Consider the following 21,754-nt stretch of genomic DNA (forward strand, 5'->3'; position numbering starts at 1 on the left):
TCCATTCAATCTCCGTTAAAATTCGTGGAAATCCTTCTTTCCGTTCTATTGTTGGGTCTTCTGACCACAACGTCCGGGCAGACCGAGGAAGTCTCGCTTCCCCGGGTCTTGATCATTGGGGACTCTTTTAAATCTAACGCCATCGCTGAACGGGTGATGGCGAGGCACGGTGTTCGCGTCAACGATTTGAATCGCTTGACTCATTCCTTCGAGGGGCGATTGGCACTGCCTCCTCATGATGTTCATTACTCGAAGGCTGGATACCAAGCGATCGGAGATCAAGTTGCGGAAGAGATCCGCGCTGTGCTTGCAGAGCAATGATTTGGGACATGGGGGAGGGTGTCTCTTCCGTGGATGCGATCCGAGTCTTTCTATGACCTTTTCAGGTTTGCATCTGTCTCCAGCATAATGACTTGTTGCGTTCGTTGGTTTGATTTGGATTGCATGCTCACTTAAGACAGTATATCCCCAGAATCGTGAGTATTTCTCAGACAGCGATCGCACAAAAAGTCGGAGTTTCCCGATCGGCCGTGAGCCACGTCCTGAATGGTCGGTCCCACATGGTGGGGCCCGAGCTTCGGGAGAAGATTATGGAAGCCGTGGAGGCCAGCGGTTATCACCGAAACGCTTTGGTGAAAGCTCTGCGCTCGAACCGAACCCATGTGATCGGCATCATTATGCCGGAGCTGAAGGTGTCCTATTTTAGTGACATGATTGGGACGATCGAGAGCGAAGCCAGAAAGCTGGGACTTCAGTGCTTCATCTGTCAAAGTCACAGTTCGCCAGAGATCCTGGAAAAGGAAGTGGTGGCTCTCCGGGAGTACCGGGTCGATGGTTTGATCATTGCCCCGGCAAACTCCAATGAGCCGGTGGATGTCTATGCGATGCTGGAGCAGCAAAAATATCCCTATGTGCTGCTGGATTTGAATATCAAGGGGTTGAGTTGTTCCGGAGTCGGGAACAGCAACGGCGCGATCGGTCGGTTGGCGACGGAACATTTGCTTGAGTTGGGGCATCAGCGAATCGCTTATTTGAAGGGATACCCGGGCCCCAGCTCAGACCAGCGGTATCAAGGATATGTTCGTGCCTTGGCCCGTGCCGGTGTTGAGCTGGATGAGAACCTCGTTCTCGGGGGGCAGTATCTGTTTGAAGCTGGGGTGGAGTCGGTTCGGAGTCTGGTTGAGAAGGGAGAGTCATTTACCGCGATTGTCGCCTCTTCGGATGCCGTGGCATTGGGAGCGATCCAGGAGTTGCAGCAGCACGGAATGCGGGTCCCCGATGATATCTCGGTCGTCGGCTGTGGAAATTTGGATCTGTCGAGAATGTCAACGCCTCCGCTCACCACAGTCGACCAGCGACCGGAGGTGATTGCAGAGCGAGCCGTGAGGCTGCTCGACAGTCGGATCCAGGATCGGGAAACCCCCCATCAATACCTGCGGGTTGAGCCTAGGATGATTGTCCGACAGTCGACTCGCAAAATCTAATCCCTCTCGAGAGCCTGTTTGGGGCGGTGAGTATTTTTGACTTCGCCGAAGGGGGGCGGCGCCCGTGTGTTGGTGACGTCATGTTCGTGTTGGTGCGGGAAGCCGTGCGCCTCCTCAATCTTTCGGCCGTAGATCCATGGCGCATCAGAAAATGGTTTCGCGAACGAATTTGTCTTGTCTCATTCTTCTAGCATAAGATAGTTTTGGGGTTTCTCACTTATGGTATTAGGAGTCTTGCGATGAAAACAGACGGTATTACGGAATCCGAATCTTCCGGGCGAAATGGCTATAATCTGATGGAAACTTCTTTCGCTTCAGCGGATGGTCTACAGAATGGGGTAAAGGCTCCTTGGTTTGATCAGGCTCGCTTCGGAATGTTCGTTCACTACGGCCTATATTCCATTCACGGGAAGGGGGAGTGGCTGATGTTTCACGAAAAGATCCGTCCGGCGGAGTACAATCAACTGGCGGACAGGTTCACGGCTTCGTCGTTTGATGCGGACGCTCTGGTCTCCTTGGCGAAAGAGGCCGGGGCTGGCTATGTGGTGTTTGGAGCAAGGCACCACGATGGATTTTGTTTGTGGGATTCGAATACCACCGACTTCACGACGGTTCGCACAGCGGCCAAGCGTGATTTGATTCGTGAGTATGTCGAAGCCTGTGCCCGGGCCGGCTTGCGTGTGGGGATCTATTATTCCGTAATGAGCTGGCAGTGGCCGGCGATCTTTTCGGGGCCATTGGCGGATCCGGAGGGATGGGAGAATATGGTTCAAGAGACCCATGCTCAGGTGCGGGAATTGATGACCGATTACGGGCAAATCGATTACCTTTGGTACGATGGATGCGTCGTTCCCGGGATGGGAGAGGCCAGCATCCGGTCGAAATATTGGCGATCCGAAGAGCTCAACGCAATGGTTCGTGAGCTGCAGCCTGGAATCCTCATCAACGACCGGGCCGCGCGGCCGGAAGATGTGACTACGCCGGAACCGCATCTGACTCCCGCCCCTACTGGCCGGATTTGGGAATGTTGTCAGACCATTGGTCAGTCCTGGGGCTGGCGCCCAAATGTCGGGCAGGAGAAATCGGCGAAGCGGTTGATTCAGGATCTGGTCTTTTGTGCACGATTTGGGGGAAACTATTTATTGAATATTGGCCCGTTGGCAGACGGATCGTTCCGGCCCAGTGAAGTCGAGCGTCTTGAGGCCATCGGCGACTGGATGCGGGTGAACCGGCAGTCGGTTTGCGATTCGGAGCGGACGCCCTACACGGAGTCCGAACATTTGATTGGTTCGGTTACTTGCCGCGAGCATTGCCTGTATTTCCATTTGGAGGAGTGGCCGTGTGAACGCGCCGTCATCGCAGGTATCGATGTGGATGTGCGCTCGGTTGAGTTGCTGGGGTCGGACGTGAAGTTAGACTTTGATCGATCGCCAGATGGTTGTGTGAGAATTCTCGGGCTTCCGGTGGATGAACCGATCAGATCGTTGGCCGTGTTGAAAGTTGAATTGGAAAGAACTCTCTCCGGTAGCACCCCGCCTTCGTTGTTGGTGGAAGCGGATACGGGACGAAATCTTCCCGCAGAGGGGAAGGTGCACAATGTCGACGATTGGCAGATGAAACGTAGTCAGAAGCTGGAGTTTTTCGTGCCGGCGAGAGGCGTGTATGACCTGGATCTAGGAGTGATTTCGAACGTGGGCCAAGAGTTGGATCTTCACTTGGATTCGGATTCGAGCACCACGAAGCTTCCCATTCGTTTCTGCAATTATCCGGACACATTGCATTTGAAAGGGAAAGTCCTGAACGGAGGAGTTCATCATCTTGCGGTTTCCGGGGAGGATGCTGACTTCGGGGTTTATCTGTGGCGGGCACAGCCTCTCTGGAAAATGCTGACCGCCGAAAACTGGAGTGTCGTCGGTCCCTTTCCGACCGAGTTTCGTCCTCAGGGAGAGATCTCTCAGGTGAGGGATGCCCTGACCGCGGTTCATCCCCCCGAGCGAGGTGAAATTCCGGTCGATTGGCGCGCTTGCGAATCGCAGGCCTCCGATGAGTCGGTCAACTTTTCGCATCTCTGTGGCACCGATGACATGGGTGTTTGTTACGCAAGGACCTATGTCACGGCTCCTGAGGCCTGCGAGATTTCCATTTTGATGGGTTGCGATTGGTGGGCGAATCTCATCGTCAATGGCCGACAGGTGAGCAGCAAACGGTCCGAGGAGGAGTGCGCGCAGGATGGTGCGTGGTTCAACGGTTGGAAGCCCATTGAAGCAAAGATCGAGCTTGAGCCGGGGGAGAATGAGCTGTTGGTTAAATGTCACCCTGGAAGTGCGGACAATTGGTTCGTCTTCTATCTCAACAACCCTGGTGATTTAGTCGAACATCGCTGGTCGACGAAGGACTAGTCGCCAGACTACCGAATTTAATCAGTTACCCTTTTATGAAAATTACGATTGTTGGAGGTGGAGCTCTGCGTGTCCTCGGTGTGGTTCGCGGCGTTCTTGCGGTTCCGGGGGTTTTGGACCAAGGAGAGATCTTCCTATACGACTTGGATTTGGTTCGGGCGGAAGCCATGGGCCGGATGATCCTGAAGTCTCCTGAGTTGAAGCGGGCCAATTGTTCGGTGCGCTGGGGCGATCAGCTTGACCCCGCGTTGGAAGGGGCGGATGCAGTCGGGGTGATTCTGCCGGCAAGTCCCTGGCTCTCCTTTAATCACGGGAAGCCAGTATCCTATGATCACGGATACATTAGTTCGGACAATGTTTCTCCGAATGGCGCGGTCTCTGCGGTGAAAATCGCCCCCGTGCTTCTGACGATTGCCCGTCGTATGGAGCAAATCTGTCCGGATGCGTGGCTGATCAATTTCGTGAACCCCATTGCCGTGTTGGCCTCGATGGTCAATTGCCATACCCGGATTCGCTGCCTCGGCGTTTGCGCTGGATTCACGAACCATTTGTCGGATGTCCCGCGAATTTTCGGCTGCGATGAGCCGGCGACTGACTTGGAGGTGGAATGCGCGGGTATCAATCATATGAGTTTTGTCATCCGCGGCACATGGCAGGGCGAAGACTTGTTGCCTAAACTGGAAGCCCATTTGGCCAAAGACTGGCAGATGTGCGAATTGCAGCCCTGGTGGGGAGAGTTTGCCCGTTTTAACATTGCGAACAGCGTCAACAAACTGGTCCGTATCTGGCGGGAATACGGCGTTCTGATCTTTTCATCGGAAGGCGATGGAATGGCCCACCTGATGTATGATAGTGCAGTGGATGAGAATCGGCTCGACTTTGCCCAAAATATGCCGAACGGCGTCGATGCGGCATCAGAGAAAGTGAAAGCCGGACGGGCCGATGCGGATCGCCGTTTTCAGTCTTGGTTGGACAAGGATCTGGACGGGGAATTCTGGAAGAATCATTGGAAGGAGAATTCCGTCTTCAAGCGGCACGATAATGATATCTTTGTCCGGGTTTTTTCCGCCTTGTCGGGTGTGAGATCGACCAAGATCGCTACCAGTCGTGCGAATGAGGGAGCGATTGTCGGGATCAAGGATCGGCATTGCGTTGAATACACCCAGATTTTGTCGGGAAAGGAGGTTCGACCGTTTTCCGAATTGGCCTATGATATCCCGGATGTTGTGCACGGGGTGACTGCGAGCCTTGCCGCACACCAAACCATGCTGGGGGATGCCCTCGCTCTGGAGGATCCGAAAATGTTGGCCAATGGACTTTTAAGCTATCCGGTTCGGCCCTTCGGTCGCTCGCTGAAAAACTTGTATGCGGCCTTGTTTGAATTGGCGGGTGAAGAAATTGCGCCCGCGTACCGTAAGGCGAGAGAATATTTCCATTAACCTGAGTCTTCTGCAAATGGCACCCCCTCCCAATATTGTCTTCTTTTTCACGGATCAGCAGCGTCACGATACGGTCGGTCTGCACGGGAATCCCCTCGGCCTGACGCCTAACTTTGACCGCCTGGCGCGCGAGGGAACCTTCCTGAAGAATTGTTTCAGTTGCCAGCCGCTATGCACCCCTGCCAGAGCTTCCCTTCAGACGGGTCGCTATGCGTCGCAATCCGGTCTTTCCGCGGGGGTTCTCTCTGCCGGGTCCCGAACTCTTGCCGATCATTTTAACGAGGCCGGATACGATACCGCTTTGATCGGGAAATGGCATCTCGCCGGGACCGATCCGGTCCCGGAAAGGCTTCAGGGGCGATACGCTTCCTGGCTCGGATCCAATACACCGGACTTGTCTTCTGGGGTGTATGGATGTCGCCTATACGACAAAGAGAAAAATGCGGTCGACCTGCCGGGCTATCGCTCGGACGCCTATGTGGATGCGGCGATCCGCTATCTTTCGGAGCCGCGTGAGAATCCGTTCTTTCTTTTCCTGTCCCTCGTGGAGCCCCACCAGCACAATCCACAGGACTCTTACCCGGCCCCCGACGGGTATCGGGAACTGTATTCGGATCGCTGGACTCCGCCGGACCTGGCTGCCATGGAGGGCAGCGCGGCGCGTCAATTGCCCGGCTATTATGGGATGGTGAAGCGTGTGGATGAGGGCCTTGGGCGTGTGGCGGATGCACTGAAAAGCATGGGGATGTTGGAAAACACACTCATCGTGTATGCAAGCGATCATGGCTGTCATTTCCGAACCCGCGGGCATGAATACAAGCATACCTGTCACGAGAGTTCGATTCGAGTGCCGGGATTCATTCACGGCCCGGGCTTTCTGGCCGGAGGCGAGCGGCCCGAGATGGTTAGTTTGGTCGATCTGCCGCCGACGCTGCTGGATGCGGCGGGCCTGTCGGTGCCCGGGGAGATGCAGGGACAATCGCTGGTGCCGCGTCTCCGTTCGTCGATCTCCGAATGGCCGGGCGAAGCCTACGTGGAATACGAAAACCCCACCGGTACGGGTCGTGCGATTCGGACCGGTCGTTGGAAATTTGCAGTACAAACCGACCAGCGAGAATTGCCGGAGGCCGGGTGTGCAGACGAATACCGAGAAGCGTTTTTATACGACTTGGAAGCCGACCCTTGGGAGCAGGAGAATTGTATCGGGCTCGAGGGATACCGTGAGGTCGCCGAACAATTGCGGGAGCGATTGCTCAAGCGCTTGGAAAAGGTGGAGGGCAAGCGTCCCACGATTCTTCCCCCGCTGAAAGTGAACTTCAGTGGGCAGCGAAAAATCGCCCGGGAATCTGGAGAGCTTTAGAGTGAAAGCGGCAAAATGACTTCACGGACCCGGCCTCCGAATATTCTCATTACCATCGCCGATGACCAGCGGGCCAGTGTCTTGGGTTGTGCCGGAATGGAAGGGGCTGGAAATCGCTGCACATTGAAACTTTACGAAGGACAACCTCACGGGTTCTTCAATTATAAGGACGAGGGCAATCCGTATTTCGAACGGACGATGAGTGATCTGAATGTCTGATCGGCTAGATCGAGTCCGAGAATCCTATATCTACCACGAAGCGGACGGGAAACCGCAGAAAATGTGGACTTATTTCAAATGAAACGTCGAGCACACATAATTTCTTCGATGACAGAGTTGAAGCTCTAAAGTCTGAAGAATCTTTGGGTTACGAGGAAACAGTTGACGTGTTCAGCATTGGAACTGCGATGGTTCTTAGACAACCATGAAGCCTTCATCCTGGTTCCGGAAGATTCCGCTTGACCCGGAGATAGCATATGATAGCTATTCTCTGTACCTTAACCCCCTCCAATACAATGAACATACCCTTAATTCACTCATTGCAGATTTCTCAACTTTCCGGTTTTTCTGCAGCAGCTATCGCTCTCACTCTTTCACCGTCCCTGTCGGCGAGTATCATTGAGTGGGATGGCGACACTTCATCGACATATGCCGACGGAAATAATTGGGTCGGTGGTGTCGCGCCGACTGACGATCTGGTAACGGATACCGCTCGTTTCGATCTTGGAAACTATTCCAACGTGCCTAATTTTGGAACAACCAGTGTTTATGGCATTGAGGTGGGGGCGAACTCCGGGGCGATCAACTCATTTGGAGGCACAAGTCTGTCGCTTGGAGCGGGCGGTATCAGTGTCGAGAGTGGAGCTAATTTCGTTAACTTCGACGGGGCCTTGGGAATTAATATCACCACCAATCAAACTTGGAGTTTTAACAACGGTGCGGTGAATACCGTGAACGGTCAATTGTCCGGCAGCGGCGATCTTCTTTTTGATGGAACAGGTACAGTGGTTTTGAACAACAGTGCGAGTGGAGCAACTTTTTCGGGTGCATTGTCCGTTAGCAATGGCCGAGTGGAGCTGGTCGGGGATGGATTAAGCGCGAACAATACTGTCGCTTTGGGTTCCGGAGGAATCATCGGCTTACGGAATGTATTTCACACATTCGCTGGCTTAAATGACTATGGGGGAAGTGGAGGCACGATCGGGCTCTCTGTTAACAATAATCGCCGATTGGATTTTGAAGGTGCGGGCACCTATAGTTTTAGTGGTGTTGTCGCGGATAATATCGGTTCGGCGACGGGTCAATTGTCCATTGATATCGGTAGCGATGCCTCCTTGGTCGAAGTTACACAGACCTTCAGGGGCGCGAATACCTATTCAGGCGTAACTGATATCAATAATGGGGCGGTTCTGATCATCGAGAACGATACGGGTCTTGGAAATACAACGGGAAATACAACGATTGATAACGGGGGATCGTTGCGATTTCAGGGGAATATTTCCGTCGGAGATGAGGCAATCTCCATGGGTGGGGATGGCGTTTCTGGAGGTGGAGGTGATGGTGCACTGGTCAGTGTCAGCGGGAATAATAGTTATGCCGGTTTGATTACATTGATTAATGTTTCCACGGGGCATCGTATTACATCCCAATCCGGAACTTTTACTTTATCGAATACCGGGACGATCAGTAACGCGAATGCTCGGGCTCTGTATTTGGGTGGGGCCGGCGATGGAGTGCTCGCAGGGTCACTCAGTGATGGCAGTATTATCAAGGATGGAACTGGGACTTGGACTTTGACCGGAACAAACCTGGATCAATTTGGTACGACCGTCTCCGAAGGGAAACTCGTCATCGACGGTTCGGTCGGGAGTAATATTGTGGTCAATTCTGGTGCAGTTCTAGGTGGAGAAGGCAGTGGCGGCGGAAACCTGACTCTGCAGGATGGTTCTGTCTTGGAATATGATTTTGAGAAGTCGGGATTTTTGAATACGGCGGGCGATATCAGTATCGCAGGGACAGCGATTTTGGACTTTGTCGGCATCGCAAGTGGATTGAGCGTGAATGATACGTTGACCATCGTGGCCTCAGCTACTTCGCTCTCGGGAGTCTTTAGTAATGTCGCGGATGGTGGAACGGTTAGTTACGGAGACTACGAGTTTGTGGCCGATTACACAGCGACGGGCTTGGATTTGACGGTATCGTCAGTGATTCCAGAACCGAGTGCCTTCGCCCTTTTTCTCGGAATTGTCGGAGGATGGATGATTTTTCCCCGCCGCAGGTCAACCAAAGCAAGATTAGGAAATTCCTAATTTGTCATTCTTGCCGAAAGGGATGACTGATTAGTCGTCTCTATTGGCAATACTTTGCGGTGTGGGTCAGGTCGGCCTACTATGGGATGGTGAAGCGTGTGGACGAAGGGTTGGCGTGATTAACGGACGCGCTGAAAAGCTTGGGACTTCTTGAGAATACGCTGATCGTCTATGACAGTGACCATGGGTGCCATTCCAGAACCCGCGGGCATGAATACAAAAACACCTGCCAGGAGAGTTCGATCCGAGTGCCAGGTTTTATTCGCGGTCCCGGAGTGGCTGGAGTAGGGCGGAGAGAACGATCGGTAATGCACAATCGGACTGATGAACTTGCCGAAAAGCAGTTCGGTCGAGTGATGGCGGCTTGGGAGTTCGGTGAATATCCGGAAGGTCTATGGCATGATCGATAGCTTGTATTTGGGGTATGTACAAGGGAGCACCCTATTTCTGGGGAATTCGTAGTGCGATGGCGAATGCCGGAGCTTTCGGGGAAAGTTCGAAATCGAAAGATAAAAAGGTTTGCAAAACAAAAAATACCATATGATATTAGGGGTATTGTTTTGAATCCCAATTAATTTCCAAAATAAGGAGTTCCATGAACCCAGCTAGCCCCTCAGCCCTCCGTTCCCAACGATCTATTTCGTTGGGCATCGCTGCCATTTTATTCGGCACTTCCATCCTGCAGGCCGCTCCTTTGGTGAAAGAAAGTTTCCTGGCATCCGACGGCTATGTCGAGGATGGTGCTATAGGGACACAGGACCTTACCGGACCGTCCGGATTGGCGACGGGTACGGATGTGTGGGCGGCGAGCACTTCAATAATGACCTACAAGGACGAATATAATCTTTCCTATGGGTCTTATACGGGGACCGGTGGAGGGGTCGGAATTACAAATCCCAATAGCAATGCCCGGTTTGCGTCCCGAACGGTTACTCCCAGTTTGCCATTCGATAATTCCGTATCGACCTACTATGTCAGTTTTTTGATGGATCTCAGCTCGGTGGATGCTACTGGTGACGCATTTGTCGCATTCCGTAGCGACTCTTCCGGCGACAATTTCGCCTTTGGTCTGGGGGCCGGTGTGAAGGATGGGAATTTCATGCTGATGAATCGGAACAGCGCGACAGGTGTGCATGAATATGTCGACCTTGGGACTGCCTACACTTCCGGGACGCACTTGTTCGTCATCAAGTTGGATAATGGAGGGAATAGCAACTGGAACGGCACGGAACAGATGTCCATCTGGATCGACCCGATAGATATATCCTCGGAAGCAGCAGCAACTTCGGACAGTATTGTTTATCAGAGCATGACTTCGACGAGTGGTGCCGGGAGTCAGCCGATCGATCAACTGACGTTACATACCAGTGATTTCACGGCGAACGACGTTTTAGTTCAATTTGACGAGGCGACTATCGGCACATCGTGGTCGGATGTCGTGATGATCCCCGAACCGGGGGGCTTTGCACTTCTCTTCGGAATCATCGGAGGGGGTATACTTTTTCTCCGTCGTCGTCCACGAGGTCATGGGGTAAAATAGGCCGTCACCGGTTCCATATTTTTCCGAGAGCGATGGGAACCTCTGGCCCTTCACGAGGTCGAGGTGTAAAGCGGCTGCCATAGATTGTTTTTCACTTAAATTGATGCACTGACGGAAAAGATTTTTCGAAGAGGTGAAACCGCGTGCCACCTTTGGTGATCTTTAGGCTCCTGATCGAATGCAAATGTTTTCCATGTGCCGACGAATGCCATCCTCTCTCCACGATTCTCTGTGCTGTTGCTGTTGTCCTTTCACGCATGGGGGCTTGATTTCGCTTCGCCTTTTCAATCGCACGCTGCGCTTCAGCTTGACGAGCCGATCCGGGTTTGGGTGGACGGCGGATCCGGGGGTTGGAGTTGCCGAATACGGAGATGGCAACGGCGATCGACATCGGCGACGCCGACAACATTCATCCGCCCAATAAGCAGGAGGTCGGACGCAGACTTTCTCTGTGCGCAGACAGGGTTGCGCACGGTCTTCCGGTTCTGTCCTCCGGTCCGCGTGTCAAGAATATCTCTTTCGAAGGGGAAGATGTGCGCGTTCGTTTCGACCGAGTAGGCGAGGGCCTCCGGGGGGAGGGAGACTGGGTAAGCGGCTTTGCCGTGGCGGGAGAGGACCGGCAATTTTACTGGGCTCATGCGAGGATTGAAGGCAAGGACACCGTCGTGCTATCCAGTGAGCGGGTGTCCAATCCGGTCAGTGTGCACTACGCATGGGCCGGGGATCCGTTTTTTGCCAATTTACGAAATTCGGATGGTCTGCCGGCCGAACCTTTCCGCACGGATGAGTGGCTCCCTTACGAACAAACTCTGGAATAGGTTAGGTGGTATTAGAGGATGCTAACGCACGGTGCAAGTGGAGTGAGGCCCGGCGATGACTTCTCCCCCGGAGAGCGGACTTCAGTCCGCCCCGATGGATTGGTAGCGACGGAGGGGAATCTTCGGCAAGTCGATGGGAATATGACTGGGGGGCATGCGGGGCGGACTGAAGTCCGCGCTCCATCAAGACACTTCTTCGATTCATCGGGCCGAGCAATTACCCTTGGCCATCCGCGCGGAGGGATCGGCGCGACCTCTAACTCCGTTCCGGGGGCGCCGAATGAGCACGATTAACCCGGCGATAAGGATGCTCATCAAGGCCTAGGGCGGCTCGGGTGCGGCGGAGAAGGAAAAGTTATCGACTGCCATCTGGGCCCGGGGCGTGGTGCTGCCATCGACGATGTTTGTCGAGTTCCGATGATCTGGCGAGTCGAGCCCGGTACGATAGTGAACTTCTGGGGGCAGGTTCGTCTCGTTGCCTTGCGGAATTGGGATCTCCTGGGATGCCCCTCTTTGTCAAGGCTCCGGCGCAGATGCGCCTGACGAAGGTGCGCGATCGATTTCTACTTCACCCGCTGAGACCGCGATCCGATAGGATGGGGCTTATTCCCCTATTTCCGTGATCTCGAAAGGAGAGGCGGGGAGTCCGGCTCCATTGAATAGGTAGGCTTCCGGAGTGTCTGTCCAAGCGTAACGCACTCTGGTTGGAGAATCGATTGAGGGAGACCAGACCCGAACGGAATTGCCATGGATTGCGGTTTCAGCGGGAAGGTAGCCGGAATTGTTGTCGGCGATTTCGAAGCCCCCTAGCGATCCGTCTTTCGCCGCGAGCCCTCCCTCGATATGATTAAAAGTTATCTCGACTACTGTTCCGTCTCGGGTTGACGTTTTCACCACGGGGCCTGAGAAGGGGATCTCCTCGCCGTAGGTATTTGCGCGTGCGAACCGGGCCAAGCGTTCGCCGACCGGACGTTTGTTTTTGGGGTGGATGTTATTCTCGTTTCCAACGTCGATGGTGACGACCATGCCAGTCTTGGGAACATTTTGCCAAGTCGAGAGTTGAGATTGGCGTGTGGTTGGCCAGATCCCCGGGCGTCCGCCATATCCGGGGAGCTGCACGAAGTAGAAGGGGAGGGTTTCGCCCCAAGCGTCTCTCCAAGATTGGATCATTTCAGGGAACAAGGTGCCGTATAAGGCAGCGTCCTGGAGATTGTTGGAGTTTGCTTCACCCTGGTACCAAATCACTCCTCGAATGGGGAAGAACCTCAATGGATGAATGTTACTATTGTAGTAGATTGTGGGTGCTTTGCGGAGACGAAACTCTTGGCGCCATTCTGGTTTTGGCGTCTGGATTTGTTCGTTTTTCGGGAGCTTTGTCCAGATGGTGAATTGTTTCTTCCACTCCCTGTGGCTGGCTCTCATTTCGTCGTAAATTTCATCCCAGCTATCTTCTAGATCAGGATAGGCTTCATAGAGATCGTCGAGGTCCCGAGTGTATGGACGGAGGATCGGATTTGCTCTCAGGTTTTCGCTGGGCATCCACGCCTCAGCAGGTGTTCCTCCCTTGTTGCTACTAATTAAGCCGACGGGGGTTCCTAGTGCCTCGGAGAGATCGAGTCCGAAGAAATACCCGACGGCAGAGAACTCCCGAATTGTCTGTGGTGTCACCTTCTGCCATTTGCCTGCAATGTCATCCTGAGGATTAATGTTGGGGCGGCGTCTCGCTTCAAAGAAACGAATTTCTGGAAAATTGGCTTCTCGAATCGCTGATTCCCCTCCGTCAACGTTCTGCAGTTTCATCTGCATATTGGACTGACCTCCACAGAGCCAAACTTCTCCGACCAGAACATCTTCAATTTTGACGATCTGCTGGTCACCCTCAACGCGGATCGTTTCGGGCTGCGCGTTCGCTTCCGCCGCAGGTAGCTCAATGAGCCATGTTCCGTCGGATCGGGTTCGAGTTGAGCGGGTCGAATCGAGAAAAGTGGCGCTGATTTCGGCATCCGGAGTGGCCCAGCCCCAGAGTTTGATCGGCTTTTCCGCTTGGATGACCATGTGGTCGCTTAGGATGGAGGGAAGTTTCAGCTCGGCCTGCGCGGTTATTGCGAAGAGAAAGGCCGAGAGGACGGGAAGAAGGGGAATCTTTCGGAGTGACATCATCAGTTAGCGGATTAGGCGCTTTTCAGATTCGAGGTCCATATTGTTATGCCTTTGGGGGAGGTCTCCTTCTTGGAAATCTACCTCCAACCAAGGGTCATTGGTTTCTCGGCGGAGTTTGGTAAGTTGTTGGCGATACGATTCAATAAGACCCTGAAGTTCAGGATCGTTGATCAAGTTACGCTTCTCGAACGGATCCTCTTCGAGATCATAGAAACCTTCCCGGTCATGGTGGAGGAGACGTTCCTGAGTTCGTTCCGCAGACCCGCCGGTAGAGAGGATGGCATGATAGGCGGGAGAATCGAATAGGTCAGTGGGAAGTGGTAGAGGACTTTGGTAGGCGAGATTGCGGATATATTTATATCGAGGGCCCCGGAGAGCCCGGTAAGGGAAATAGTTAACGATCTCATGAAAACTATGAGAATACGCGACTGGCTTGAGCCACTCTTTCGCGTCGGGATCCTCGAGAATTGGAAGAAGACTTCTTCCCGGCATGTTCTCGGGCCACTGTTCCAGAGGCACTCGGAGCGCTTCAAGAATTGTGGGCAGGATGTCGCACCAGTTGACCAGCGACTGGGTATGGCTTCCGCCCTTGATGTCGGGATGGGAAATGATCAGAGGACAGTTGTGCCCGGCCTCGAAGGAGCTCGCTTTCGCTCCGGGGAAAGGCATGCCATGGTCTGATAGGAGGATGACGAGGGTGTCTCTTAATCGGTCTTTTTGCTCGAGCGCTGATAGGGTTTTTCCTACGAAATCATCGAATCGGGTGATGTACCGGTAGTATTCACAGAGATCGTCACGTACCGCCGGGGTGTCGGGTAAGTACTCGGGGATGGGAATGGTCTCCGGATTGTAGCTCTTATCGATGCCGGAAAATTCTTGTGTAGCAAAGTTGGGGTCAAAATCGCCACCGATTCGATGGGGATACCCGGATGCAGTCAGGAGGAAAAACTGCTTGGATCCGATTGCATCCAAGCAGTCTTCGATTGCGTCCGAAAGGTGCTGGTTTGAGAATTTTGCAAGTTCCGGTTTCATTAGTTCCCTTCGGAAATCGAATGGGTATGACTCGTCGGGAGCAAAATGGGTTTTTCCGGCGAGGGCACTGGTAACGGGCGTGCTCCTCAATACCTCGGGCAGTGTCTTCATCGAGGGAAGAGTTCGAAATCCATGAATCCCTTGGCAATGGCCGTATTGCCCGTGGGTATGACTGTATTGCCCTGTGAGGATATTGGCCCGACTCGCTGCGCAGGAAGGTGTGGTACAAAAAGCGCGATCGAATACTGTCGACTGACGTGCTAGCTTGTCGATGTGGGGGGTATGGGCGATCGGATCCCCATAGCATCCGGCAATGGGCGACCAATCATCTGCGATCATGAGGAGAACATTGTTTACAGGCATGAGATCTAGGATGATCGAGGCCGAAGGGCGATCAATTGGTGTGGATTTGTAACTGTAATAAATTTCTGTTAGCTCAGGACCTGAGATAGTGATGAAGGGGATCGGTTTTTAACTGGGATTTGGATTGAGAGCTATTACAGTTAAAAAGTTTCCTTGGTGGTGAATCTGAGTCGATTCCGCATCATGGAGTTTTCTGTTCCGATGTTGACCCCAAACCACACGAATCGAAATTCACAGCGTGGATTCGCGCTGATTGTGAGCTTAGGCCTTCTCGCATTCATCGTGCTATTACTGCTTGTGCTGGGAAATCTGGTTTCGATTGAATCGAGCCAAGCTTCATCAGTTCGCACCGAAACCCGTGCCCGAGAGCATGCTTTACTGGGATTGCAGGTGGCCATGGGTCAGTTGCAAGCTGCAACGGGTATTGATCGTGTCAGTACCGGGCCGGTAAATGTTGATTCGAGTCTGGCGGTCGATGATTCGAAAAAGAATTGGACCGGTGTTTGGGAGAATCGCGGAGTCTTTGATCCGGTTGCCAATGTTCAGGAATACGATCCCTCCCTGATCACGGTTTTAGTCTCCGGAGATCCGACCGCGGATTCCCTGGCCTCACCTTCAGCTGGAGTTCGGATCCTGGGCGAGGGGACTGTTAACGAACCGAATGATTATGTAGAGGTCCCACTGGAGCCTTTGGGGGGGGCGACTCCAACCGGGAATTTCGCCTATTGGGTTTCGGACGAGTCAACGAAGGCTCGGGTGAATTTGATCGATCGGTATGACGCTCAGGCCGGAAGTCGGGTTCCTCTTGTCTCCTCTCAACGAAATGGTCTCGAACTCATGGATTTGCAGTCGGATCCCGGAAAATTCATGGGCGACGATTATCCGGCGAATGACGGTCGACTCGAGAAGGTCCTTTTTCTCGATCAATTTGCACAGACAGTGGCTTCAGGGAGTGTTTTTGAGGCTCTGAATCGTTCTCGCTACCATGATCTTACGGCGATGTCCCGTTCGATACTTACCGATGCGCGCCGGGGAGGTTTGAAAAGGGACCTGACTCAAATGCTTCGCAACGACTCTTTACCTACGGGATACCTTTACCAGAGTGAATCATCTGTATTGAGTCGGACGTCCGTCCCGGGACCGGCATGGAGTCTCATTCAGGACTTCTACGATCTATCCAACAGTCTGAGTCCAAATCTACTCGAAATGAGTCCGCGTGAGGGAAAGAAGGATCAGGCCGATAGTTCAAATCATTTTGGACCGATCGGGCCAAGTTTGACTCAGGTGAAGTTGTACTTCGATTTCTCCTTCAGCACTGACGGTCATCTCAGAATGCATATGTTTCCGGCAGTCGTCCTTCATAATCCTTACAACGTATCTTTGACCGAAGCCAATTATCTCTTCTCTTTTCCTCAACACAACGAGCAGAGTGCTACGGAACTGGAGGTCGATATTCAAATGGATGACGGGAGCTCGAGAACCTTTGGTGGGTATCATTTTAAAGAGCCCAATCCCATTTTTCTCGAGGGAGCGAATAGTGGAGAGATTTATTTTACTGCGAGGAATCTTTCTTTTGGGCCCGGGGAGGTGAAGGTCTTGACCCTGGGTTCGACTGCTCCCTACCAAGGGCCGGTAAACACAGCTCTCGTGACGACTGAGAATCCTGATCGTAATTCGTATCAGTCCAATCAATTGGAGGAAGGATTCTCTGACCTGAATAGCGCCTTTATCGAATTTCAGGATTCACTCGCTGCCGGAGAGGTTCCGGAGTTCTACAGCTTTTCGTTGGTCAATGGGGGATCGTTACGATTCCGGACCGAACTGCTTGGGGTTGTCGGAAGTAATTTTCTCAGTTTCTATGATGGTGTTGGGTATAATCAGTTTAGTCTGGGCGGGACTTCGGCTCCCATTCAGCAGGACGATAATGCATCGGTATTTCCCGTGGCGGGTTTTAGCTACAAAATGGATTTGGGATCGGTTCGCCAATTAGCGAGCTTCAACTACCACAGTGACCATATTTCTCAGAACGGTTACGAAACGGAACATTCAAATTTGGCGCCGCGTCTTTTCGTTGGTGACTTCGGGCAGGGAGATTTTTCGGTAGATGGACCTGCTGGCAGCCCGGCCAATGCATATTTTGGCCCGTCACATGGTAGCGATGGATTCACTCGTGTCGTCTTTTTCGAAATTCCGCCAAATGATCCCGGTTTGATATCACTGGGGCAACTGCAGCATCTTGATCTGAGCACAAAGCTGATGAGTCCGGGGCAGGTCTATGATCGATCAACCCATAATTCTCCGACCTATGCCTTTGGAAATTCTTTAGCGCTTCCGACGGTGCCGCGTGAATCGCATTTCTATGATGGTGGCACTTCTAATTTTCATTCGCTGCGCACCTATTTCGATACTTCCTATCGATCCAATGAGGCACTTTGGGATGGATATTTCTTCTCTACTGCACCGGAGACCGTCGGGCCATTAGTGAATCGCCGATTCACAATTCGGAACTCCTCGGTAGATATGAATGCCGACCCTTTTGCGTCGGCAGGGAATCTGTACTTGGAGGGTGGATTCAATGTGAATAGTACATCCGAGTCGGCCTGGCGGGCGGTTTTAGCAGGGATTCGTGACTACGACTTAAGAAAACAGGACGGATCATTGCAGGGATCGGTGGACAACCTATTCTCTCGGTTCACCTTGCCCATGGGGAACGCTATGGCGGATCCGTTGGAGTCGGATGTAGATGCTTGGCAGGGCGTTCGCCGTCTTTCGGATGGTGATATCGGGATTCTTGCCGCGGAAATCGTCCGAGAGGTGCGCGCTCGGGGCCCTTTCTTGTCGGTTGCAGAATTCATCAATCGACGCCTCGTGGATGAGAATCATCCCAGTGCTGATCTTGGCCTGTCAGGAGCTTTGCAGTCAGCGATCAATGCGTCTGGTCTCAATCATAATGTGAGGGGATCGCCGGTGACCGCAGCACCTCCTGAGACGAGTTTTCCGGCTCCCGAGCATTTTTATGGCTACGGTTCCGATTTCGCGCCCGGATTTTTGTCCCAAGGGGATCTGGTCACCTCGCTGGGCCCTGTGTTGACGACTCGTGGGGATACCTTTTTGATTCGCAGCTACGGAAACGCGTTGAATTCAGTGGATTCACACCAGATTGATGCGGAAGTATTGCTGGAGGCGATCGTGCAGAGGGTTCCTGAGAAATTGGATCCGACCGAAGCGATCGAGAGCGGAGACACTGGATCTGAATTTGGCCGTCGGTATAAATTGGTATCCTATCGCTGGCTCGATAACCCATGAATCGGATGAGACTTCTGGCGATAACATCTCTTCGGCTTTCGAAGATGAAATTGGCATTGGCCGCCTTCGTGGTTTGGGTCACGCCTCTTTACTCACAACCCTCACCAGAGTATGATGTTGATTGGGTGGCAATGAGTCTGGGAGAGACTCTTCGTGACGTCTATTATCAGGGGGCTTCGGGTCTGGAACGATTATTCGTCCCCAACGCCGGTTTCTCCGCCGTGCAGAAATATGCGGGACCCAGTCCTTTCTATCTCTATGAAATGGTTGAGACTTTGGAGGGCCCAAAGCCGGAGCCGATCGGGAAGCTTAATTTGCCTCCGGAACTGCATGAATTGACTTTGTTCGTTTTTGAGGCTCGTAAAGGTGAGCTTCCTTACGAGATTTATGCCATACCTGGAGTTCCAGAGGGAATCCCATGGTTCCATGCACGGTTGATTAATCTTACCCCGTATTCGTTGGCCGGATATCTTGACGGGGAAGCGTTTCAACTTTCGCCTGGAATGGATGACCTGTTGGAATATGAGGGGAGTGAGAGTGGAGCGGTGTCGATCCGGATCCAAGTCGCATCCAGAGAGGGCGAGAGCTGGAGTCCACGAGTCAATACCAGCGTTGGAGTTCGGAGTAATACACGGTTGACCGTTCTATTCCGTATGGATGGCGAAAAAATCGAAATGATTTCCATTCGGGAGACGGTTTCCCAGCGGGCATTATCTGATTAGCTAGCAAGTGATACGGGACTTCCAACTCTTCGAAGAGTGCTCCCGGGAGTCCATGAAGGTTCGAGGAGGTGAATTATGCGAGAGTCGGGAATGCCCCGTTCATTGCGCTCGATCAGGCTGCTTAAGATTTCCATCGATTTGCGGCCAACCTCGTCCTGCCTTCCGTCGGCGTGAGCCATACCTTCCACGCGTTTGAGATAAAATGGGCAAGCGTATCCAATGTCTTCCGGCGTCTTTAGTTCCCGGACTGCTTGCAGGTGCTGAAAGAGTTCCGGACCCCCGATGATCGCGTCGGGTTTGTATTTATCATACCATAAGCCGATTTTTTCTTTAGCTTGCGATTCGGAAAAGACCGGGATTCGTTTCAGTCTCTTCGGAAGTTTGTTTTGCATTGCCAAATATGCTCCTGAATAGCGGTTCTGAACTCGTTCGTCTTGATCTTTCTGGAGCACTAAACCGATTCGCCGATACCCATAGTTGGCGAGTTCCTGAAAAATGCGGGCTACGACCGCAAATATATCGGTGAATATGAGATGGAATCGAGGAGCTTCGAGTGAGAAGCCCAGCTGGACGACCGAGAAATGTTGCCAATCCATTTCAATCTCTGAGTGGGCTCTCGTCTGGGGACCGAGTACCAATCCCTGTATCCCTCGCGAAAGCAGGATTTGGCTGGCTCTTTGGCTCTTCAGGCCTTCTTCGTGCATCCAGAACTCTCGAATCATGTACCCAAGAGACTCTCCCCTTTCTGTGGCACCGGAAAAAATCTGTGAATGAAGAGGAGAAGTTTGCGTGAGGTTAGGTTCAGGAGTGTTGTTGATGTAAGCGATGCTTCCGCGAAACTTCTGGGTGCTTTTCAAATTGCGGTAGGAGATTAGAGCGCGAAGAGCCGGGTCAGGAGTGAACCCCATTTGCTTGGCGACAGCTCGCACTCGTTCCCCTGTCTGTTGCTTGACCCGGGGAGAGTTTCGAAGGGCTAGGGAAACGGTCATCACACTGACGTTTGCCTCTCGGGCGATGTCTCGCATGGAAACTCGGGATTTCATATTTTTCTGGGGAGGCGAAAAAGGAGGTCCTATTTCTACTCCAAATGGTGTGACTGGCAATCGGAATCCTCATTCGGGTTCCAGGGCATACGCTAGAGACGTTGCGGATATCGCATGCGCCAGCCCTTTCGAGTGAAATTGGCGTCCTCACTCAGGGGAGTTCCACGGGTCAAAATTTTGTCTTCGTGGCCGGATACTGCCTGGCGGTGTATTTCTCGGCTAAGGAGAGCCTGGAGTTCAAGGGCGATCGTCTGGACCTCGGGGTCTTCAATTCTGTTTGTCGTTTCCCGTGGATCGGTCTCCAGATTGTAAAGTTCACCGTACCCATAGCGGCTATACTGTATAAATTTCCAGGCGCCTCGGCGAATCATTGCCATACGGTCGAGGATACCGAAGATCGGTGTCGAACGACTATCGTCAGAATCTTCGATGGGCAGAGGAGGGAAGTCCCAGTGTTCGGGCTGACTGATTTTTGCCGTATCGAAAAATGTTCCGGTTATCTCTTGTAGGATAGCGGGTGTTTGCAGTCTTCTGGGGGATACTTGATGAGGATACTTCACGACGAGTGGCACTCGAATGCTCTCTTCAAAGAAATCGCCTTTTCCTACCAGACCTCGATCGCCCACGTGATCTCCGTGGTCGCTTGAAAATGTAAAGAGGGTGTTTTCCCAGAGTCCTCGTTGTTGAAGGGCGGAAACGATTCGACCTACTTCCTCGTCAACCTGCCGGATTAGTCCAGCGTAGTGGAGGCGGATCGCTTTGCGCTGTTTCACTGGAAAGTCACTGTAGTCAAGGTCGTGCCACGCAGATCGGGTATTGGCAAGAAAGTCGTCGTAGAATGTTTTCGGACCTCGGTCGGTTCGGTCAGGATCGGGAATCAGAGGAGGGAGTCCTTCGGGTTCGATCGACTCGAGATACTCGGGAACAGGATCGTAGGGGCAATGAGGACTGGGCAAGCCAACCATGAGGGCAAACGGACGCTCTGAGGGTTGTTCGCGGATCCATTTCGCAGCCGCTTCGCCTACGTATCGATCGGGGGTCAACTCAACCTTGTAGGGGAAGTGGATGGCTCCTTTTTTCTTCCGGTAGTTCGGATGTTGGCGAGCATCGAATTTCTCGAGATTCCGACGGGCCAAGTATTCGGCGAAGTCGTCACGGACTTTGGGCCATCGCTTGTCTTCTGCAATAATTCGTTCCTCAAAACCTTCGCTGGCTTCGAACGGATGAAAATGCATCTTGCCAATGGCGGCCGTGTGATATCCGTGGTCCCGAAGGTGCTCGGGCCATGTTTTGAAACCCATTTCAGCGCGGTCTGGGCGCAACCAATGATTGTTGCTGAGTACGCCGCTCCGCAACGGATGGAGTCCGCTTAGCAAAGCCGCCCGCGCCGGAACGCAGATCGGATACGGTGAGTAGGCATTTTCAAAGACTGTCGCCCCCCTTGCGATTGAATCCAGGTGTGGAGTCTTTAGCCCCTGACAACCATAGAGCGGCAGGAAATCTGCCCTTAGCTGGTCCGGCAGGATTAGGACGATGTTCGGGGGCTTTTTAGGGCTGGATGGCATGATGTTTTCCGATTTTGAATGGCGAAGAATGGTATCCGCAGATCTTAGATTCTAAGTTCATCGTTCTGTTCGGAAATATGCGGGACAATGTGAATGTGTTTATAACTGTAAAAAATGCTCAAAACGGGCCTGACTAAAGTGGATTAGAGGAAGCCTCAGCGAGGGCGTTATTACAGTTAGAAAAACGACCCCATTGCCTGGAGGGTGTTTCGAC

At 52.8% G+C, this 21,754-nt stretch carries 16 protein-coding genes; 12 read left to right on the forward strand and 4 right to left on the reverse strand.

The genetic code is table 11. The annotated features are described in order from the left end of the window. The first annotated feature begins 24 nt into the window (after nt 1-24). The 10 genes from H5P30_RS12600 to H5P30_RS12645 all read left to right on the forward strand — a co-directional run bounded on the left by H5P30_RS12600 (nt 25) and on the right by H5P30_RS12645 (nt 11,349). Entirely contained in the window at nt 25-321 is a 297-nt protein-coding gene (locus H5P30_RS12600; protein WP_185693280.1) for an SGNH/GDSL hydrolase family protein, read from the forward strand. A 155-nt stretch (nt 322-476) separates the two neighbouring features. Next, nucleotides 477-1,484 (forward strand): substrate-binding domain-containing protein, encoded by a 1,008-nt coding sequence (locus tag H5P30_RS12605; protein WP_185693281.1) that lies wholly within the window; start codon nt 477-479, stop codon nt 1,482-1,484. A gap of 239 nt (nt 1,485-1,723) precedes the next feature. After that, nucleotides 1,724-3,883, forward strand: a complete 2,160-nt coding sequence (locus H5P30_RS12610) for an alpha-L-fucosidase (RefSeq protein WP_185693282.1) — start codon at nt 1,724-1,726, stop codon at nt 3,881-3,883. A 35-nt stretch (nt 3,884-3,918) separates the two neighbouring features. Then, the gene (locus H5P30_RS12615) at nt 3,919-5,322 is read left to right on the forward strand and encodes a family 4 glycosyl hydrolase (protein ID WP_185693283.1); all 1,404 of its coding nucleotides are present in this window, start codon (nt 3,919-3,921) and stop codon (nt 5,320-5,322) included. A gap of 16 nt (nt 5,323-5,338) precedes the next feature. After that, complete coding sequence (locus H5P30_RS12620; protein ID WP_185693284.1) at nt 5,339-6,682, forward strand: sulfatase-like hydrolase/transferase; 1,344 nt, start codon at nt 5,339-5,341, stop codon at nt 6,680-6,682. 15 nt (nt 6,683-6,697) lie between these two features. Beyond that, nucleotides 6,698-6,901, forward strand: a complete 204-nt coding sequence (locus H5P30_RS12625) for a hypothetical protein (protein ID WP_185693285.1) — start codon at nt 6,698-6,700, stop codon at nt 6,899-6,901. 296 nt (nt 6,902-7,197) lie between these two features. Then, nucleotides 7,198-8,991 carry a beta strand repeat-containing protein gene (locus tag H5P30_RS12630; protein ID WP_185693286.1) on the forward strand — a complete coding sequence of 598 codons (1,794 nt, stop codon included), beginning with the start codon at nt 7,198-7,200 and terminating at the stop codon, nt 8,989-8,991. Between the two features lie 131 nt (nt 8,992-9,122). Beyond that, entirely contained in the window at nt 9,123-9,401 is a 279-nt protein-coding gene (locus H5P30_RS22690) for a sulfatase-like hydrolase/transferase (protein WP_354587816.1), read from the forward strand. 185 nt (nt 9,402-9,586) lie between these two features. Then, nucleotides 9,587-10,531, forward strand: coding sequence for a hypothetical protein (locus H5P30_RS12640; protein WP_185693288.1), 945 nt, complete (start codon nt 9,587-9,589; stop codon nt 10,529-10,531). 371 nt (nt 10,532-10,902) lie between these two features. Continuing rightward, complete coding sequence (locus tag H5P30_RS12645; protein ID WP_185693289.1) at nt 10,903-11,349, forward strand: hypothetical protein; 447 nt, start codon at nt 10,903-10,905, stop codon at nt 11,347-11,349. 603 nt (nt 11,350-11,952) lie between these two features. On the opposite strand, the gene H5P30_RS12650 is transcribed toward H5P30_RS12645, so the two are convergent. Together H5P30_RS12650 and H5P30_RS12655 are read right to left on the reverse strand one after the other, a co-directional pair. Next, nucleotides 11,953-13,506 carry a sialate O-acetylesterase gene (locus H5P30_RS12650; protein ID WP_185693290.1) on the reverse strand — a complete coding sequence of 518 codons (1,554 nt, stop codon included), beginning with the start codon at nt 13,504-13,506 and terminating at the stop codon, nt 11,953-11,955. 6 nt (nt 13,507-13,512) lie between these two features. Next, nucleotides 13,513-14,904, reverse strand: coding sequence for a sulfatase family protein (locus H5P30_RS12655; protein WP_185693291.1), 1,392 nt, complete (start codon nt 14,902-14,904; stop codon nt 13,513-13,515). A gap of 201 nt (nt 14,905-15,105) precedes the next feature. On the opposite strand from H5P30_RS12655, the gene H5P30_RS12660 reads away from it, so the two are divergent. Continuing rightward, nucleotides 15,106-18,210, forward strand: coding sequence for a hypothetical protein (locus H5P30_RS12660; protein ID WP_185693292.1), 3,105 nt, complete (start codon nt 15,106-15,108; stop codon nt 18,208-18,210). Nucleotides 18,211-18,254: 44 nt separating this feature from the next. Then, nucleotides 18,255-18,932, forward strand: coding sequence for a hypothetical protein (locus H5P30_RS12665; RefSeq protein ID WP_185693293.1), 678 nt, complete (start codon nt 18,255-18,257; stop codon nt 18,930-18,932). On the opposite strand, the gene H5P30_RS12670 is transcribed toward H5P30_RS12665, so the two are convergent. Further along, nucleotides 18,929-19,975, reverse strand: a complete 1,047-nt coding sequence (locus H5P30_RS12670) for a LacI family DNA-binding transcriptional regulator (RefSeq protein ID WP_185693294.1) — start codon at nt 19,973-19,975, stop codon at nt 18,929-18,931. The two genes, H5P30_RS12665 and H5P30_RS12670, sit on opposite strands and share 4 nt — an antisense overlap. Before the next feature lie 92 nt (nt 19,976-20,067). Continuing rightward, complete coding sequence (locus H5P30_RS12675) at nt 20,068-21,540, reverse strand: sulfatase family protein (protein WP_185693295.1); 1,473 nt, start codon at nt 21,538-21,540, stop codon at nt 20,068-20,070. Between the last annotated feature and the right edge of the window lie 214 nt (nt 21,541-21,754).

The organism is Puniceicoccus vermicola (assembly GCF_014230055.1).
Taxonomy (GTDB): Bacteria; Verrucomicrobiota; Verrucomicrobiia; order Opitutales; family Puniceicoccaceae; genus Puniceicoccus; species Puniceicoccus vermicola.

What these genes read in the sequence shown, in the direction of transcription:
- H5P30_RS12630 (WP_185693286.1), top strand. Translation starts at nt 7,198, where the DNA reads ATGAACATACCCTTAATTCACTCATTGCAGATTTCTCAACTTTCCGGT.
- H5P30_RS12660 (WP_185693292.1), top strand. Translation starts at nt 15,106, where the DNA reads ATGTTGACCCCAAACCACACGAATCGAAATTCACAGCGTGGATTCGCG.
- H5P30_RS12620 (WP_185693284.1), top strand. Translation starts at nt 5,339, where the DNA reads ATGGCACCCCCTCCCAATATTGTCTTCTTTTTCACGGATCAGCAGCGT.
- H5P30_RS12640 (WP_185693288.1), top strand. Translation starts at nt 9,587, where the DNA reads ATGAACCCAGCTAGCCCCTCAGCCCTCCGTTCCCAACGATCTATTTCG.
- H5P30_RS12625 (WP_185693285.1), top strand. Translation starts at nt 6,698, where the DNA reads ATGACTTCACGGACCCGGCCTCCGAATATTCTCATTACCATCGCCGAT.
- H5P30_RS12615 (WP_185693283.1), top strand. Translation starts at nt 3,919, where the DNA reads ATGAAAATTACGATTGTTGGAGGTGGAGCTCTGCGTGTCCTCGGTGTG.
- H5P30_RS12650 (WP_185693290.1), bottom strand. Translation starts at nt 13,506, where the DNA reads ATGTCACTCCGAAAGATTCCCCTTCTTCCCGTCCTCTCGGCCTTTCTC.
- H5P30_RS12670 (WP_185693294.1), bottom strand. Translation starts at nt 19,975, where the DNA reads ATGAAATCCCGAGTTTCCATGCGAGACATCGCCCGAGAGGCAAACGTC.
- H5P30_RS12675 (WP_185693295.1), bottom strand. Translation starts at nt 21,540, where the DNA reads ATGCCATCCAGCCCTAAAAAGCCCCCGAACATCGTCCTAATCCTGCCG.
- H5P30_RS12610 (WP_185693282.1), top strand. Translation starts at nt 1,724, where the DNA reads ATGAAAACAGACGGTATTACGGAATCCGAATCTTCCGGGCGAAATGGC.
- H5P30_RS12645 (WP_185693289.1), top strand. Translation starts at nt 10,903, where the DNA reads ATGGCAACGGCGATCGACATCGGCGACGCCGACAACATTCATCCGCCC.
- H5P30_RS12665 (WP_185693293.1), top strand. Translation starts at nt 18,255, where the DNA reads ATGAAATTGGCATTGGCCGCCTTCGTGGTTTGGGTCACGCCTCTTTAC.
- H5P30_RS12655 (WP_185693291.1), bottom strand. Translation starts at nt 14,904, where the DNA reads ATGCCTGTAAACAATGTTCTCCTCATGATCGCAGATGATTGGTCGCCC.